The sequence below is a fragment of the Streptomyces sp. NPDC093085 genome (genome assembly GCF_040683935.1).
Classification (GTDB): Bacteria; Actinomycetota; Actinomycetes; order Streptomycetales; family Streptomycetaceae; genus Streptomyces.
This window is the reverse complement of sequence record NZ_JBFBFB010000015.1, coordinates 21,866-37,419: the sequence shown is the minus strand read 5'-3', so window position 1 is coordinate 37,419 and position 15,554 is coordinate 21,866. Positions and strand designations below refer to the sequence as shown.

The window sequence follows — 15,554 nt, the reverse complement described above, 5'->3', positions numbered from 1 at the left end:
TCTGTTCCCCGGCCCTTCTGGGTTCGGGGAACAGAGCACTAGCTGTTGGCGCCTGGACCAGCCTTCTGGTCCAGCTCGCCAGCGAGGTCGTTCAGGATCGAGAGGACATCGGCCGGCAGCCCTTCAGCGCCCATCCCGCGGGCCCGGACCCGGCCCACCTTCCCCTGCTTGGCCGCCTGCATGAGGCGGAGCCCTTCGTAGACCTGCTGGGCGACGGACTCGTTGGGCTCGAAGTAGAGCTTCGAGACGTCGAAAAACTTGGCTAGACCTTCGAGGACGACGGGCACCGGGGCTTCCTTCTCCCCTGTCCGCAGGGCCTCGATGTCTGCGGCCGAGGTGACCGCCGAGCCCGCATAGGCGTTGACCGAGTCCGCGATCTCTTGGTCTCCAGGTGAAGGGCGCCCCGGATACGAGCGTTCCAAGAGGAGAGTGATCTTCTCGGCCAGCGTCTCGGGCGCCTTCTCGGGCTGGGTCTCTCCGAAAGACCGCGCCTGCGCGCGCTTCAGCTCGTCCTCCGTCACGCCGTACGCCGAAGCCAAGGCCGGGACGTACTTGTCCTTCAGGGGACGGACCCCCTGTTCGGCGCCCGCCACCGGTCCGTCGCTCTTGGTTCCGATGACCGCCCTCGTTTCGTACCGGTAGAGGCCGGCGTCGCACCGCAGGTCGCTCAGGTCGGGCAGGCCGTCTCGCGGGAACAGCTCGTCCAGGTCTCGGTTGAGCACCTTGGCGAGAGCAGGCAGCTTCTCCTGATCGGGGGCCGTCGCTCCGGTCTCCCACCCAGCCACGGTCGAATCCGCAGCGCCGAGAGCGGACGCCACGTCGGCCTGCGAGACATTCGCAGCTCGACGCACCGCACGCACACGTTCTCTGTCGAATCGGCGAGCTGGCATCGAACCTCGTTTTTTGGACGAACCGAGGAAACCTCGGACTATTGACTTTTTACATGAACCGAGATAGCTTCATCTTAGCGAAAAACGAAGGGGGTTCGCACCCCTCTCCGTCTTCGCACACCCGCCGTCCCATCATGGGCCGGTCTGGTGGGGAGGGAGCATCGCGCATCGTGACACTCCCCCCTCAAAACGCCATCGGCGCCCGAGAGTTCGCACCTCCCGGACGCCAAACAGCTCATGATCTGCGGCCCCCTGACAGGGGTTGCCGATCACTCGCCGGCCACTCCATGTCCTTTCGCACGGCACAACGGAGCGGCCTACCACATAGAGGAGTGTCGCATGTCCCCTACTGCGGACTGCAACCCGAAGGTGGAGATCCCTTCGGACCCGGCGGAACGGTTGGCGGCGCAACTGGCCTCCATGCTGCCCGAGGCCGCCGTCGTACAGGTGCGCCTTCGGGGCCCTCAGACCCTATGGCCCCACCTTGGGCTTACCGCCGTGAACCACCGAGGACACGCCCTTCGTGTCCCCCGGGCGAAGGCGCTCACCATCGCCCGGTGGATCATCCGCTCGTTCCCCCAGGCTGGATGGGCGGCCACCGGCGGGCATGCCTTCGACCTGCGCACGGCTGAGCTGAGCGGGCTGGAAGCGTGATGACGGCCGTGGCACCGGCGAGCACGGGACCGGCCCTGGACTTGCAGGGGCTCGCGACCGTGGTCGACTTCTTGGCTCAGGCCGGCGGGCTGGATGCATTGTTGGGCAATCGGGCAACGGGCTCCCCCGATAAGCGTCTGCACATCGGATACAGCGAGGCTGCCGAACGGCTGAATATTCCCGAGAAGTGGCTGCGTGAGCGCATATCAAGCCTCCCGCACCGGAAGCTCGGGAAATTCGTTCAGTTCACGGAGGAAGACCTCCGATCGATTTCCGACATGCACTTTGTCAGCCCTGGCGCAAAGGCACAGAGGGACGATAATTCGGCCCTGATTCCGCTTCAGCCTTCCCAGCGCTCTCGCAAGCGTTCCTGATCTCCTCTCGCGCCCGATTACAAAATCAGCGGCGCCGCCAACATCGCGAGACACAAATGAGAACTGACATATCCAGCCTCATCGAGGCTGCACGCCAGGGAAATTGGCTGCCTCTGTTGGAGGAGTCAAAGAAAGCCCCAGGTAAGCATTGGGCGGAATCTGCCCGATGCACAAATCAAGACATCAACATCTTCGTACCTCTCGTTGACGGCCCACGCAAAGATCCCGACTCGGTGAAGGCCAAGTTGGGGACTTCCCTCAATCGGGCACGCAATCTCTGTACGTCATGCCCGTTGGCTGTCGCTGCCCGATGCCTGGTGGAATCTCTCAAGAGTGACGACGAGTTCGGAATCCGAGCCGGCCTGCTGGCATCGGAGCGTTCAGCGCTGCGGTGGGCATGGCAGAAGCGTGCCGATGAGAAAGCCGTAGATAACGCGCTTCAGGGGTGCACCATGGCGCTGAACAAGACCGACCGGGACGCCGTTATCGCGCGCTTCGCCACTGATCCCTCGTTGGACGCCACCGTCGTCGCTCGTGGGCTCGGCATAACGCACGAGTATCTGCTGAAACTCGCCCGTCGCTACCGAAAGTCGCAGGCCGAGCAGGGTACGCCCGTGCTCGACATCGCCCCCGACGCGGCCTGACATCGCCCTCGAAGAAGCGATTCTTCAACAAGGCGACTGCGTTCACGGAGTTCTCCCCATGCATCAGAACAATCCCTCCGGATTCCGGCGCGAAAATATCACTGCCGCGATCCAAGAAATCACACCTACAGTCGCACTCGTACGCATCTATCCCGTGCGACGCCCTGTTACCCACCTCTTCGAATCGGATTTCTACCGCATGCTCATCGACCGCACGGCCGAAGAGGAAGTAGCTCGCATAGTCAGGCGCAGTTTCGGTAATTCCGCCGACTGGCGCCTTGCTCACGATTTCTATCTCCCTACCGAAACGCTTTACCTCACTCCGGAGCCTCATCAAAACGGCTACATCCCGGAAGACGACCGCTCTTTCGGTCTTTCCCTCAGCCGTCGGGTAGCGGAATTTGGTGGCGAGCACTGATGAGCGACATAGCGACCGAACTGATCTGGTCACAATCAAAGTCGTGCAGGGGTTCGCGCCTAGTCATGCTGGCGTTGGCTCGCGAGGCAGGCGACGACGGCAAGGTCACTCTGACCTTGGATGAAATATCTACGCTTACCCGCCTCACACCTCGCTCGATAACGAAGTGTCTTGGAGAGTTGACAAGACTCGGAGAACTCAGCCACAAGCGGGGAGGAGGAGCCTCCAACCCGAATACCTACTCGATACTCCTACGTGATGACGCCGTTACGGACCGCGCCAGTCCAGAGAAAGAACTTCCTACTCTCCACCCCGAGAAGTCAGAAGTCGGAGGGAAGATCCAGGAAATTCCTTCCCAGAAATCTGCCCCAGGAGGTGAAAGCGGGAAGTTTCAGCACGCAAATCCGGAAGTTTCTTCCTCCCGCATGCGTGGTGGTAATACTCCCTATGGGAGTATTACCACCAAAGAGCAAGCTAGCTTGCCAGGGGCGCACCGAGAGAACGTCCCCGCGCAAGATCCGGTGAAGGTTCCGGACGGAGCCAAAGACCTGGTAACAGCCATAACAAGCGCTGGAATGCTGGTCGGCTGGCGACTGACCGAATCCGAATGGGATCGGGTAACAGCTCTCGCGGCACTTTGGGGAAATGAACGGCTGGTCGAGATGGTGTCGCGGAGATGGAATGCCGACCGACCGCCACAGTCCGCCCGCTACCTGCTGCGCATTTGGGCGGATCTCCCCTCGCACGCTTCCGCAGCGACCTCCCAAGGGAATGTCGTGCCGTTGCGCCGACAGTCGGGGGGCTGGATTCCCTTTCAGAACACCGCTTCCCCCAGCGCTTACCAGAACGGATTTTGATCATGGCAGAGCCGGAACGCGCGGGCAGCGCCAGGTCAATACGTGCCATCGAACGAATACTTGCCGCGAGAGGACTTCAGGTCGTGCCGGTCGCCGATCCCGCAGGCGAGGCGACAGAAGAGAACCCGGGAGACCGCGAGTGGCACTCCCGGGCTCGGGCCGACTACGCCCTGACCCGCTGGCGGAGGGCAACCCCTCCCCGGTTCCGCGATGCTGAGGCCACGCTGCCGGAGGTCATCGAGTGGGCCGACCGGGCGCTTGCGGACAACGGTGCCGCTGGTGCTCTGCTCCTCACCGGCCTCACGGGGACGGGCAAGACGCACCAGGGGTACGGGGCTCTGCGGAGGATCGCGGCCGGCGCACCGGACCGGTATGAACTGATCACCGTGAACTCGGCCGACATGTACGGCAACCTGCGCCCTTCACAGGTCATGGGCGCGGCAGAACATGAGCTGCAACGGCTCAGCCGGGTCCAGTACCTGTTCCTCGATGACCTCGGTACGGCAAAAGCTTCGGAATGGACCGAAGAAGTGACGTACAGGCTGATCAACTACAGGTACAACCACTGTTTGCCGACGATCATCACGTCCAACCTTCCTGCGCGGGATGAGAACGGACGGGACCTGACCGACTTCGTCGGGGCCCGCGTGGCGAGTCGCCTGGCGGAGATGGTCACGACCCTCGTGCCGATGATCGGCGCCGACCGGCGCCGAGGCGGGAGGGCGGCCTGATGCCCGTCCGCCTTCGCGGAGCGTCCCGCGATGCCGCAGCACTGTCCACAGCCTGTGTGTACGTCGGCCCCCGCAGCCGCTACGCGAACCCGTTCACGGCCGGGGCCCCGTCCCCGCTCGGTCCTCCCCTGAGCGCTGAGGAGTCGGTGGATCTCTTCGCAGCCACGCTCCGGGGGCCGGTGGGCCGTCACTACGCCGCGCGCTTCGCCCGAGCGCTGCGGGGACTCGACCTGATGTGCGCATGCCCTCTTGATGGTCCGTGTCACGCGGACGTCCTCCTCCACCTCGCCAACAAGCCCGGCGCCGACACCGCACACCGCACCACCGATCTTCTGGAAGGCCCCCGATGAGTCACCCGATCATGTTCGCCGCGGCCAAGCACCTCACCACCGCAGAAGAGCGGCGCAAGACCGCCCGGGAGGCCGCGTTCCACACCTGGGGGCCAAGGTCGATCACCGCGGCGTCGAAGTACGCACGCGCCCTTCTGGGGGACGCCGCCGTCACGCTCGACTGGGAGGTGCTGGGGCTCCTCAGCTTCGAGGAACACCTGCAAGCCTTCGCATCCCTCGACACGACCGGGGGTCAGCACCTGGAGCTCTACTACACCGACCAGGGCGGTACGGAACACATCCTGCTCCGGGTGTCGTGCGTGAGCTGCCCGAGTCAGCATGTCCACGAGGTGACGTCATTGGAACAGCTCGGACAGCTCCTCTCGCAGACTCCGGCTTGGCAGGACATCAACCCGCGCGGCAGGGGCAACCTCTGATGGCCGACGCGCACATAGACACGGCGGCGGAGACGGATTGGCGGGAGGTCTACGGCCTGCGCGGCATGACGGCCTGGGACCGTTCCGCGATCATCCTGCTCGGCGCGGCCGGCTTCGCCTTCTCCTACGACGCGCTACGTCAGATCGCGCTCGCCATCCACGCCAGAGAAACCTTGTCCTACCTGTTCCCCGTGTTCATCGACGGGTTCATCGCGTACGGCGTCCGGGCGATCGTGCTCCTTCGCCACCAGCGCTTCGCGGCCCGGGCCTACGCCTGGTTCTTGTTCCTCGCCGCGACCGGGGCGAGCCTCGGCGCGAACGCGCTGCACGCGATCACGCTCAACGATGCTCCGGAGGCCGGACGGTCCGCGCTGCACCTCACGGACGGCGTCGTCGGGCTGCTGTCGATGCTCGCGCCGCTCGCGCTGGCGGGATCGGTCCACCTCTACATCCTGATGGCCCGGACAGCCGAGCGGGCGGTCCCGGACGGCGCGGGCGCTGGTCCCGGACCGGTCCGGGAGAAGGTCCCGACGCTCGAACGTGTCGCAGTACAGCACGACCCCCGTCCGCCGGAGGCGCCGGCTTCGGCGGCGCCACGACCGGTGACAGGTAGTCCGTCCGCACCACAGGGGTCCGCTTCTCCTGTCGTTGACCTGCGGAAGTCCGAGGCCGTGTCCGAGGAAGGGCGGCCTACGGACGAGGCGTCGGCCTACTCGTCCGCAGAGGCGGACAGCGAAGGCGCGGTCGGAGAGACGGCGGACGGACTGGACGCCCAGCCTGCGGGCGGCGCGGCGGCTACAGAACCCCCGACAGGCACCACCCCCTCCCTACGCGGGACGGTCCGCGCTCCTGCGGACGGCGAAGGGCCGTCCGTCCCGGACGACTCCGAGCACGCGCAGGACCGGGAGGCCGACGACGACTGGTTGGAAGAGCTGCTGCCGATCGCGCGGGCTGCTACCGAGCGGGCCGGACGGGTCAACCGCGAGGTCGTCGCGAGCGCCATTCGCAAACACCAGGCGATCGGTAACGACCGACTCGGCCCCCTGCTCGCCCGTCTGAAGGACGAGGACAGCAAGCCGGCGCAGACACCCGCCGATGCGTCCAGCGCCCTCTGGTGATGTCATCTCATGAGTGGCCCGGTGCCTGTGCGGCTCACGCCGTACAGGCACCGGGCGGCCAGTTCGATCAGGAAGGAATGGCCATGCGGTCCCGCCGACGCAACCGGACGGAGGACGCCGTCCCCGATGCCGTACAGGCAGCAGCCGCCCTCGCGGCTCACCTTCAGGGTGGAGGCGATCTCCTGCCGGTACACGTAGACGGCCTGGCCCTGGTGGACGGTGAACTCGCCTTCGCGGACGTGACGTGCGCCGCCGCCCGTTTCTACGGAACAGACGTTGTCTATCCGTCCTCGACCAGTGGGTACTTCGAGGACCACCCGACTTTCGGCCGGCGCTGGGTGGCCAACAGCCGCCTGGACGCGCGTCGGCGGCGAGAAGCGGAGGACGCCGCCCTTCCTCAGTGGCGCGACCACACCATGACCCGAGTGGTGCTCACCTCGATCGGAGTCCGACTCCTGCCGGTGGGATCGCGCGACTGGATGCCGTTCGACCACACTCTCCTGACCGGCATCACTCACGAACAGTCCGCGGTCCTGCTGTCGTACAGCGTGTGCGCGCCCCTGTTCCTCTCCGGCCCCGCCGCACCGTGGCTGGGCACAGCGATCGGGCACTTGCGCGGCAGTGACTCCGCATAGAGCAGAAACCCCCTCCGCAATAAAAGCCGGAACTTAATTCCTGGAATTGAGTTCCGGCTTTTTTGCTGGTTCGAGTTGTCCGCGAACCCCTGCAAAGATTCAGGCACGGTCAACGCCACAAGGCATTTACCGGCCCCGAGAATCACTTCGTGATCTCTTTCGAACCGCGCAAGGGGTTGATGGCCTTGAGATGAGTAACGTCCCTGACGGCTCAACCATCGCATGCAATCGAGCGAGTTGAAGCCGGGCACGGAATCAGCTTCGACGCGAGACGCGATCGAGAACTCCTCGAATTCTTCGGCAATCGCCGATAAAAGCCCGCAGGAAGAATCCCCCCTTCTCCTGCGAAGGGGCGGCGCGGCGTCCAGCTCCCGCTGGGGCCGCGTCGCCCGCACTTCCGGAATCCCCTGCACCAAGGTCGTGGCTCCCGCATGCCTCAATCATGCCGTTTTCTACCTATATCAGCAGCAATAGGAGTAGCTGGCTCCCTGGTCCTCCTGTCGGCTGGGTGCTCCGGCCCGGCCAGCGGCGCACCCGAGCCCTCGACGGCACAGCCGCGCTCCGTCTCGCTGGACATCCCGGAGACATCCCCGCCGAGCGCCACGTACGCCGCATCCGCACCAACCACCGCTCTGCCGAGCGACGTTGAGCGCGTAGCTCGCGCCTTCACCACGGCCTACGCAGAGCACGACGCGCGCGACGGAGCCGACCGCTCGTACGCGGACGCCGGAGTTCGGGCAGCCCGGCTGGCATCAGGGGAACTCGCCGGCGTCCTCGCCCAGAAGCGTCCGGGGCAGGATGCCGCGTGGGCAGCCCTGCGGGCCGAGAAGGCCCGCCAGACGGTCACGGTCACGTCGGCTGTCGTCCCCGACGGCGCGCCCGCCGTGACGGCTTCCTCGGCTCTCGTGCGAGTGAGTTACACCCTCACGACTACTTCCGGGGCCGGGCCCGCGCAGAGCAGCGGCGAACAGCTCGCCCTCCGCCTGGAGCACACCTTCAAGGGCTGGCGCGTCACCGCCTTGCCCTGGGCCTGACGGGGCCCCGATGAACAAAAGCGCGCAAGTCGGCCTCGGGCTCATCACGGCCGGGCTCCTCTCCGGCGTAGCCCTGCTGACCACGTACGGCGGCGCCGACAGCGCCTCGGCGCAGGAAGCCGGGCCTGGCGGCGGCATTACGGCGGACGCACCCGTTCCGGGCTGGGTCCGCGTGCTCATCAACCAGCACGCGGGGGAGTGTCCGCAGGTCACAGCCTCGCTCCTGGCCGCTCAGCTCTACAACGAAAGCAAGTTCAACCCCAAGGCGGTGTCTCCCGTCGGAGCTCTCGGCATCGCCCAGTTCATGCCGGCGACCTGGGCCGAGCACGGCAAGGACGGCGACAAGGACGGGGTCAAGGACATCTGGAACCCGGCCGACGCGATCGCCGCACAGGCGGCGTACGACTGCACCCTGGCCGAAGAGGTCAAGAAGGTGCCGGGCGACTCGACGGACAACATGCTGGCCGCGTACAACGCCGGGGGCGGCGCGGTGATGAAGTACGGCGGCGTCCCGCCGTACGCCGAGACACGGACGTACGTGCGCGACATCCGCGATCTGGCCGCGAAGTGGGCAGAAGCCGTCCGGTCTGACGTCCCGGCCGGCAAGGGCGCCGCCCGGGCGATCACCGCCGCGAAGACCGCCCTGGGCTCCTGGTACCGGTGGGGCGGCAACTGCGTCATGCCGTACGAGGGCGCGGGGGGCTGCGACTGCTCCTCGCTGACCAAGATGGCCTGGGCCGCAGCGGGGGTGAACCTCCCCAGGATCACCTACGACCAGGCCCGCGCCGGAACCGCCGTCACGAGCGTTTCCCAACTCGTCCCGGGCGACCTGCTGTTCAGCGTCCCCGGCAGCGCCGGACCCGAGCACGTCGGCATGTACATCGGCGGCGGACAGGTCATCGACGCCCCGCACACCGGGGCACAGGTGCGGATCAAGCCGCTCAGCTACTGGAAACCGCAGATCATCGCGATGCGGCACGTCGGCTGAGTATCACAAAACCCCCATAAATGCTTCTTACGGAAATAAGGGACCCAACATGCACAACCTCTTGTCCGCCGCTGCCGATCCTTCCCTTCACCCGCCCCTCGCCGCCGGGATCGATGTCGTGTCCGGGGTGAAGCCCGACTGGGGTCCCTTCGGGAAGCTCGGCGGCACGGCGAAGGTGTTGCTCGGCGTCATCGCCGCCGTCGTCCTCGTCATCGGCGGCGGCGCCTTCCTGGCGGGCGTCGGCAAGTCGAGGGGATGGTTCGGCGAAGGCCACAGCACCATGGACAGCTCACGCGGCAAGGGCATGATGGTCGGTGGCCTGGCCTGCGTCTTCCTCGTCGCCTCCTTCGGCACCATCTTCGCCATCACGTACGGCATGGGTGTGTGAGCCATGGCTTCTCAATCTCGGCGGAGGAGCGGTCCCGCCCGGAAAGGCAGTGGAACGCGCCGGTCGGCGGCGACGCTGTGGGGCATTGCCGCCGGTGGGGTGGCGGTGGTCAGCGCGGCCGGGGTGATCGCCGACGTGGCCACGGGCGATCCGGCCGGCCCCGGCCACGGTCCCTCCGTATCCGCGTCCGCCCGCTCGGCGTCACAGGCGGACGAGCGGGGCTTGCCTGAGGTGGACGGCGTCCCGGTCGGTTATCCGCGTACGGAGGCCGGGGCCAAGGCGGCTGCGGCGAACTACGTCACGTTCAGCGGGGGTTCCGCCTTCCTTACGGACACGGGCGTTCGGCACCGTGCTGTCTCGGCAATGGCGGCCAAGGGCAGCGCCGGAGCGGAGGGGAAGAAGGCCGACCACGCGGCCCGTGAAGCGATCGGCGATCTCCGGGGCGACGCCCCCAAGGTCTCCGCCGCGAAGACCGTCGCACGCACCGGTGTCCTCTCCGCTCGTGCCCTGGGCTTCGACGCGCGCGGGGCGATGGTCCGGCTGTGGACGGTCACGGTGCGCGGCAGTACAGCCGGACACGCGACGCCCAGGACGGACTTCCGGTCGGTGACGGTGACGCTCACCTGGGAGTCCGGCGACTGGAAGGTGAAGTCCAGTGCGAGCACGACGGGGCTGGTCGCTCCGGTCGACGTACGGCAGGCGTCCAACGTCGCGGGGGACTTCTCCGACTACGTTCCGGCCGCTGCGGAAGACCCCGTCCTGAGCGGCGCCGTCGATCAGGACGGATTCCCGGCACCGTACGGACGCGATGAGCGCGGCGCCCGTGCCGCCGCCGTCAGCGCCGTCATGCTCTACGGCGACCCCCGGTTCTTCACCGACGAGGGCTGGCGGCACCGGATGCTGAAGGCCACCTCGGCAACGAGCGTGCTGGCGCCGGTCACTTCGGACACGGACGCGACGGCCCGTCTCGTCATGGAGAACCGCGGAGTCGGTCCCGACGGCAAGGCGGCCGACGGCAGCGAGCTGATCACGCGGACGGCGGCTCTGGCCACCCGCTCCATCTCCTACTCCGACCAGGCCGCGAGCGTCGAGCTGTGGACCGCGTCCGTGGGCGGGGTCGCGGGCAAGGACGAGACGCGGCGTCCGCAGGTCGCCTTCCTCCGGATGACCGTGGACCTGGTCAGGGAAGGCGGCACCTGGAAGACGACGGCCGTCACGCCGTCGCAGCCGCTCGTCCCCTCGCCGCCCGCCCTGCAAGAGGCCGACTCTGCCGAACGCTTCGCGGACGTAGGGGGTGCGAGCAATGCGCCTGCGACCGCGTGACGACGCCCCCGGCCTGCTGGCCGTCGAGCGGGGCGCCCCTGGCCGCTGGGGGAGGCGTGTTCGTACGGCGGCCCTGGCCAATCTGGTCGTCGGGTTCCTCTTCGTCCCCGCCGCCGTCGCCAACCCCTTCTGCTACATCCCCATGGTGTGCGAGGCGAAGGAGGCGATCGACTTCGTCAAAGACCCGCTGGGCGCCCTGTTGCAGAAGCTCACCGAGGCGAACATCTGGTTCCTGCGCAAGATGCTGGAAGTGATCCAGAGCACGTCGAAGACCGACCTGACCTCGGCCGGCTTCTTGAAGCAGTACGCCCTCATTTTCGCGGCCTCCAGCCTGCTCACCGTGGCCCTGTGGCTGATCGCCGTGGCCAAACGGGCGGTCCGTGGGGTCGGCGTGACCACTGCGGTCTCCGAGGCGGTCGGCTTCCTGCTCCTCCAGTTCGTGGTGAACGCGATGACTCCGGGCGCGATCGCCCTGCTGATGAGGGCGATCGACGACGTCACGGCGGTGTTCGAGCCGTACGCGACGAGCAACCTCAAGCCGTTCCTGGAAACCCTCCTCACCGCGATGGCGACGAACCCCACGGACGGCGTGGGGCAACTGATGGTCGTCAACCTGATCATGCTCTGCGGCGCTCTGCTGATGTGGATCGAGCTGCTGATCCGCAGCGCGGCGATCTATGTGGCCGTCGCGCTCGGCCCCATCGTGAACGGAGGGATTGTCGACCGAGATCTGTGGGGCAAGAGCAAGAAGTGGTTCGGCGCCCTCTTCGCGATCGGCCTGAGCAAGCCGGTGCTGTTCGCCCTGCTCGGCCTCGGCGGAGCGATCCTCAGCGACGCCTCGGGCACCATGTCCGATGTCGTCTCCAAGACGCTCGTCGGCGCGCTGATCCTCCTGCTCGCCGTCTTCGCCAGCGCCACGCTCTACAAGTGGGTGCCCGCCTTCGGCGACGAGATGGCCCAGCTCCACCACGACCGGAAGAACGCCCAGTCCTCGGGTCCGGCCGCCGCTATCGACGGTCCCGGCCAGCACGTCAACCGGGCGATGGGCTCCCGCGTGCAGGACTCGCTGGTCGGCGGCGGCGCGAAGTCGGCCGGGGCCAAGGGCGCCGGTGCCCGGGCCTCGGGCGCCAAGATGGGCGGCGGAACCGCCGCCGCCGGGCCGGTCGCCGCCGGGCTGGCCGTGGCCAAGGCCGGAGTCGACATGGCGAAGAACAAGGCCACCAGCTCACCCGGCATGCAGGGCGCCGACGCGGCGGGCAGCGGCAGGCCCGAACAGCCGGGAGGCCGACAGGGCAGGGGCGACTTCCCTCGTACGTCCGGCCCATCCGGTACGGCCACTCCGTCCAGTACGTCTGGAGCATCCGGTACGGCCGGCACATCCGGTCGTACGGCCGGTGCGCCCGCAGCGGCTCGCCCGGAGGGAGCGGCCTCCGGCCCAGTCGTCGGCTCTCCCCCTGACTGGCACTCGGCCGGCAGCCACGGAGCCTCCGGGCGTCCCTCAGGAACCGGCGGAGCCCCGGGTGCGGCGCGGGCGCCCGCACCACCGGCCCGGGGCCCGGCCGCGCCCTCGCCGCCGCTCCCCGCCTCCCCCTCTCCCCCTTCCGCATCAGGAACCGCCTCGGGCTCCGGCCCCTCCGTCACGCCCGCGCCGACCCCGCCGCCGCCACGGCCGGCGGGTGACCACACGCTCCGCCGCCCGACTCCCCGCAAGGACCCCTGACCCATGTCGACTCGTACGTATCAGTTCGGAAAGCACCGGCCCACCGGGCTGGTGGGCCGCCGCGACCTCGGCGAACAGGTCGTTCTCGGCGGAGGCGCACTCACGGGCATCCTGCTCGGCTACCTCTTCAACGGCGCTACGGCCCTCGCGGCGGCGTTCCTCGTTCTGCCGATCCTGCTCGCCCTGGTCATCGTGTACGCCCCGTACCGGCCCAAGGGCACCTCCCAGCGCCGCACCCTCTACCGGTGGTGGCGGATCAACCGCTACCACCGCCGGGCCCTCCGCCGTACCGGCGGCGTCTGGGTGTCCCCCGCCGTCGAGGCGGGCGTACGCCGCGACGGCACCCCGCCAGACGCCGCCCTGACGGAACCGGAGGGCATCGCGGGCATGACCTGGGTGCCGGTCGCGGTCCGTGGCCGGAAGGCCGTCGTCGTGCTCCAGCCGGAGGCCGGGTGCGTCACGGCCACGCTGGAGATCGCCTCCCCCGGCCTGGGCGGCAAGGAGGTCGGGGAACAGGTCGTCGCCCTGGAGCGCTGGGGCGAACTCCTCGACGCCTTCGGCAATATCGAGGAACATCCGGTGAAGCGGGTCCAGGTCCTCGCCCGGCAGATGAAGTCCGACCCGTACGCGCACCAGCGGTTCATCGCCCGGCGCGACGAGTCGGCGGCGACGGCCGGCTCGCCGCAATGGCTGAAGGACTCGTACGACGTGCTGGCCGACGCCGTGTCCACCTCGGCGGAGGAGCACCGCTACTACATCACCATCCACGCGAAGTTCACCCGCGACCTGGCCGCGGAGGGCGCGGCCCGGGGCCGGGGCGACGCGGGTATCGCCGCGGCCATGGCCGCTTACCTGGACGAGTTGTGGTCCCGCGCGGAGGACGCCGATCTCTCGGTGATCGCGCCCCTGGACGAGGGAGGGATGGCGGCGTTCATCCGCAACAGCTACGACCCCGACCACGCCATCTGGGACACCAGCCTGTCGCGCGCCCACGCCTTCCCCCGCAACGTCGATGTCCGCGACGGGGCCCACGTCGCCACCCGCGCGGCCGGCTCCACCGAGAGCTGGTTCCACGCCACCGCCGCCGTCGTCGGCTGGCCCACCACCCCCGTGGGCCCCGACTTCCTGTCGCCCCTGCTGATCGGGATGCCCGACGTCATCCGCACCATCTCGATCACTCAGCAGTTGGAGCCGAACGACAAGGCCGTGGAGCGGATGCTCGCGGAGGACACGAACAACCAGGCCGAGATGGACCGCGACCGTCAGCGCGGCAAGAACATCGACCCGCGCGACCGGATCGCGGCGGACGCCACCGGATCGCGGGGCATGGCCCTGGCCTCCTCCGGCGCGGCCGGCTCCGCCGTCGTCGGCTACATCACCGTCTCCGCGCGCGACGCAGACGAGTTGGAGCGCCGGAAGCGTACGACCGCTTCCCGGGCCCGCAACGCCCACCTCCGTATCGAATGGCTCGACCTCGAACACGCTCGCGCCTTCGCCACGACCCTCCCCCTCGCCGGAGGCATCAAGTGACCAGCCTGCTCGACCTCGCCCCGCTGGCGCCGATGTACGAGACCGTACGGCGCCCCCTCCACACGGAGACGACCACCAGCCAGGCCCTGTACCTGCCCATCGCGCCGCCGACGCTCGGCACCGCGGGCGCGATCATCGGCCGGGAGCTGTACTCGGGGAAGGCGTTCATCTACTGCCCGTTCTCGGCGTTCGGTGACGGGCTGCCCGGCGGGAACATGATCGTGATGGGCGACACCGGCCGGGGCAAGTCGGCGCTCACCAAGACGTACACGGCGCGGCAGATCCGGCTCGGGCGGCAGGTGGTCGTGCTCGACACCAAGGAGCAGAAGGAGCGGGAGGAGGGCGAGTGGGCCGCGCTCGGCCGCTCGCTGACCGGCAAGGCCCCGGTGAAGTTCGCCCCGGGAGGCGTCGCGGGCGCCTCGTGCATCAACCCGATGGACCCGGCAATTGCGGGCAAGCGGCAAGTGGAGCTGGTGCGCACGATCGTCGAACTCGGTCTCGGCAAGCCGCTGGGCGAGTTCGCGGGCTCCGCTCTGCGCATCGCGATCCGCCGGGCCCATCTGCGGGCGGGCGACCTCGGCCGTGCGCCGGTCCTGGCGGACGTCGCCGCCGCGCTCCGTTCCCCCAACGAGTCCGATGCCGCGGCCAAGCAGCGGACACGGGACGAACTCCTCGGTGACGGCCTGGAGGCGTCGTACGTCCTGGACCGGCTCTGCGGCAGCGAGCAGGACGCGACCGGCGACCTGGCCGGGATGCTCGACGGGCCGACCAGCCTCGGTGTGGACCTCGGCGCCGACATGGTCGTCTTCGACCTGACGAAGGTCCCCTCCGGCGGCGTCGCCATGACGATCCTCGTCGCGGTGATCTCGGTCTTCCTCGAAGAGGTCTGGCTGCGCCCGCTCTGCGAGTGCGGGACCGAGCCGGGGCAGCACGACCGCGTCGTGGTCGACACGGGCTCGGGCGCCTGGGAGCTGGGGCCGAACCCGGACTCCGGCTGCCGCCGCTACACCCAGCGCAAGCGCATCCTCGTGTGCGAGGAAGCGTGGCACATCCTGGGCACTCCCCAACTTGCCGCGCTGCTGGAGAAGTTCCTCAAGTTCGCCCGGGGGTACGGCCTGAGCTGCATCTTCATCGTCCACCACCTGTCGGACATCGATGACAGCCCGGAGACGCAGGCGGCGCTGAAGATGGCCGACACCATCGTGATCTACAGCCAGAAGAAGGCCGAGGCGGAAGCGACGGTGGCCCGGCTGGGCCTGCCGTCCTGGACGGCGGAGCACATCATGCGCCTGCGCCGGGGGATCGCGCTGTGGAAGGTCGGCGAAGTCATCTACCCCGGTGTGCAGCACCTCCTGGTCGAGGCCGAACAGCACCTGTGCTTCTCCTCCGGCTCGATGACCGACCTGACCACCACCTCCCCGGACACCGAATGAACCCGGACCTCCACTCCTCACCCACCACGCCCTTCCCCACAGATCCGGAAC

18 protein-coding genes and 1 pseudogene are annotated in these 15,554 nt (G+C 68.1%); 18 read left to right on the top strand and 1 reads right to left on the bottom strand.

The annotated features are described in order from the left end of the window. Window positions 1-38: 38 nt before the first annotated feature. On the bottom strand, window positions 39-890 hold the full coding sequence (locus tag AB0O07_RS30425) for a helix-turn-helix transcriptional regulator (protein WP_365639321.1): 852 nt from the start codon (window positions 888-890) through the stop codon (window positions 39-41). Window positions 891-1,388: 498 nt separating this feature from the next. Between AB0O07_RS30425 and AB0O07_RS30420 the strand changes: the two genes are divergently transcribed. From AB0O07_RS30420 to AB0O07_RS30335, 18 genes and pseudogenes are all read left to right on the top strand, one after another. Continuing rightward, window positions 1,389-1,544, top strand: a complete 156-nt coding sequence (locus AB0O07_RS30420) for a hypothetical protein (RefSeq protein ID WP_365639318.1) — start codon at window positions 1,389-1,391, stop codon at window positions 1,542-1,544. Continuing rightward, window positions 1,544-1,918 carry a helix-turn-helix domain-containing protein gene (locus AB0O07_RS30415; RefSeq protein WP_365639316.1) on the top strand — a complete coding sequence of 125 codons (375 nt, stop codon included), beginning with the start codon at window positions 1,544-1,546 and terminating at the stop codon, window positions 1,916-1,918. Before AB0O07_RS30420 ends, AB0O07_RS30415 begins: the two co-directional genes overlap by 1 nt. Window positions 1,919-1,974: 56 nt before the next feature. Beyond that, window positions 1,975-2,295, top strand: a pseudogene (locus tag AB0O07_RS30410) (WhiB family transcriptional regulator); the annotation flags it as partial. 75 nt (window positions 2,296-2,370) lie between these two features. Beyond that, complete coding sequence (locus AB0O07_RS30405) at window positions 2,371-2,562, top strand: hypothetical protein (protein ID WP_365639659.1); 192 nt, start codon at window positions 2,371-2,373, stop codon at window positions 2,560-2,562. Window positions 2,563-2,620: 58 nt separating this feature from the next. Further along, the gene (locus AB0O07_RS30400) at window positions 2,621-2,980 is read left to right on the top strand and encodes a hypothetical protein (protein ID WP_365639314.1); all 360 of its coding nucleotides are present in this window, start codon (window positions 2,621-2,623) and stop codon (window positions 2,978-2,980) included. After that, window positions 2,980-3,837 (top strand): hypothetical protein, encoded by an 858-nt coding sequence (locus AB0O07_RS30395; RefSeq protein ID WP_365639311.1) that lies wholly within the window; start codon window positions 2,980-2,982, stop codon window positions 3,835-3,837. Before AB0O07_RS30400 ends, AB0O07_RS30395 begins: the two co-directional genes overlap by 1 nt. Before the next feature lie 2 nt (window positions 3,838-3,839). Further along, window positions 3,840-4,568, top strand: a complete 729-nt coding sequence (locus AB0O07_RS30390; RefSeq protein ID WP_365639308.1) for an ATP-binding protein — start codon at window positions 3,840-3,842, stop codon at window positions 4,566-4,568. Further along, the gene (locus AB0O07_RS30385; RefSeq protein ID WP_365639306.1) at window positions 4,568-4,918 is read left to right on the top strand and encodes a DUF4326 domain-containing protein; all 351 of its coding nucleotides are present in this window, start codon (window positions 4,568-4,570) and stop codon (window positions 4,916-4,918) included. The genes AB0O07_RS30390 and AB0O07_RS30385 overlap by 1 nt, the downstream gene beginning before the upstream one ends. Next, window positions 4,915-5,334: a DUF6195 family protein gene (locus tag AB0O07_RS30380; RefSeq protein ID WP_365639304.1), complete on the top strand. Its 420-nt coding sequence runs from the start codon at window positions 4,915-4,917 to the stop codon at window positions 5,332-5,334. Before AB0O07_RS30385 ends, AB0O07_RS30380 begins: the two co-directional genes overlap by 4 nt. Further along, window positions 5,334-6,452 (top strand): DUF2637 domain-containing protein, encoded by a 1,119-nt coding sequence (locus AB0O07_RS30375; RefSeq protein ID WP_365639302.1) that lies wholly within the window; start codon window positions 5,334-5,336, stop codon window positions 6,450-6,452. Before AB0O07_RS30380 ends, AB0O07_RS30375 begins: the two co-directional genes overlap by 1 nt. An 83-nt stretch (window positions 6,453-6,535) precedes the next feature. Next, complete coding sequence (locus AB0O07_RS30370) at window positions 6,536-7,087, top strand: hypothetical protein (protein WP_365639299.1); 552 nt, start codon at window positions 6,536-6,538, stop codon at window positions 7,085-7,087. A gap of 911 nt (window positions 7,088-7,998) precedes the next feature. Beyond that, window positions 7,999-8,121 carry a hypothetical protein gene (locus AB0O07_RS30365; protein WP_365639296.1) on the top strand — a complete coding sequence of 41 codons (123 nt, stop codon included), beginning with the start codon at window positions 7,999-8,001 and terminating at the stop codon, window positions 8,119-8,121. Window positions 8,122-8,131: 10 nt separating this feature from the next. Next, on the top strand, window positions 8,132-9,109 hold the full coding sequence (locus AB0O07_RS30360) for a bifunctional lytic transglycosylase/C40 family peptidase (RefSeq protein ID WP_365639294.1): 978 nt from the start codon (window positions 8,132-8,134) through the stop codon (window positions 9,107-9,109). Between the two features lie 49 nt (window positions 9,110-9,158). Then, window positions 9,159-9,497 (top strand): hypothetical protein, encoded by a 339-nt coding sequence (locus AB0O07_RS30355; protein WP_365639292.1) that lies wholly within the window; start codon window positions 9,159-9,161, stop codon window positions 9,495-9,497. Window positions 9,498-9,596: 99 nt separating this feature from the next. Continuing rightward, window positions 9,597-10,820, top strand: coding sequence for a hypothetical protein (locus AB0O07_RS30350; RefSeq protein ID WP_365639290.1), 1,224 nt, complete (start codon window positions 9,597-9,599; stop codon window positions 10,818-10,820). Further along, window positions 10,801-12,540 (top strand): hypothetical protein, encoded by a 1,740-nt coding sequence (locus tag AB0O07_RS30345; RefSeq protein WP_365639288.1) that lies wholly within the window; start codon window positions 10,801-10,803, stop codon window positions 12,538-12,540. The genes AB0O07_RS30350 and AB0O07_RS30345 overlap by 20 nt, the downstream gene beginning before the upstream one ends. A 3-nt stretch (window positions 12,541-12,543) precedes the next feature. Beyond that, window positions 12,544-14,070: an SCO6880 family protein gene (locus AB0O07_RS30340; RefSeq protein ID WP_365639285.1), complete on the top strand. Its 1,527-nt coding sequence runs from the start codon at window positions 12,544-12,546 to the stop codon at window positions 14,068-14,070. Then, on the top strand, window positions 14,067-15,503 hold the full coding sequence (locus AB0O07_RS30335) for an ATP/GTP-binding protein (RefSeq protein ID WP_365639283.1): 1,437 nt from the start codon (window positions 14,067-14,069) through the stop codon (window positions 15,501-15,503). Before AB0O07_RS30340 ends, AB0O07_RS30335 begins: the two co-directional genes overlap by 4 nt. Window positions 15,504-15,554 lie beyond the last annotated feature (51 nt).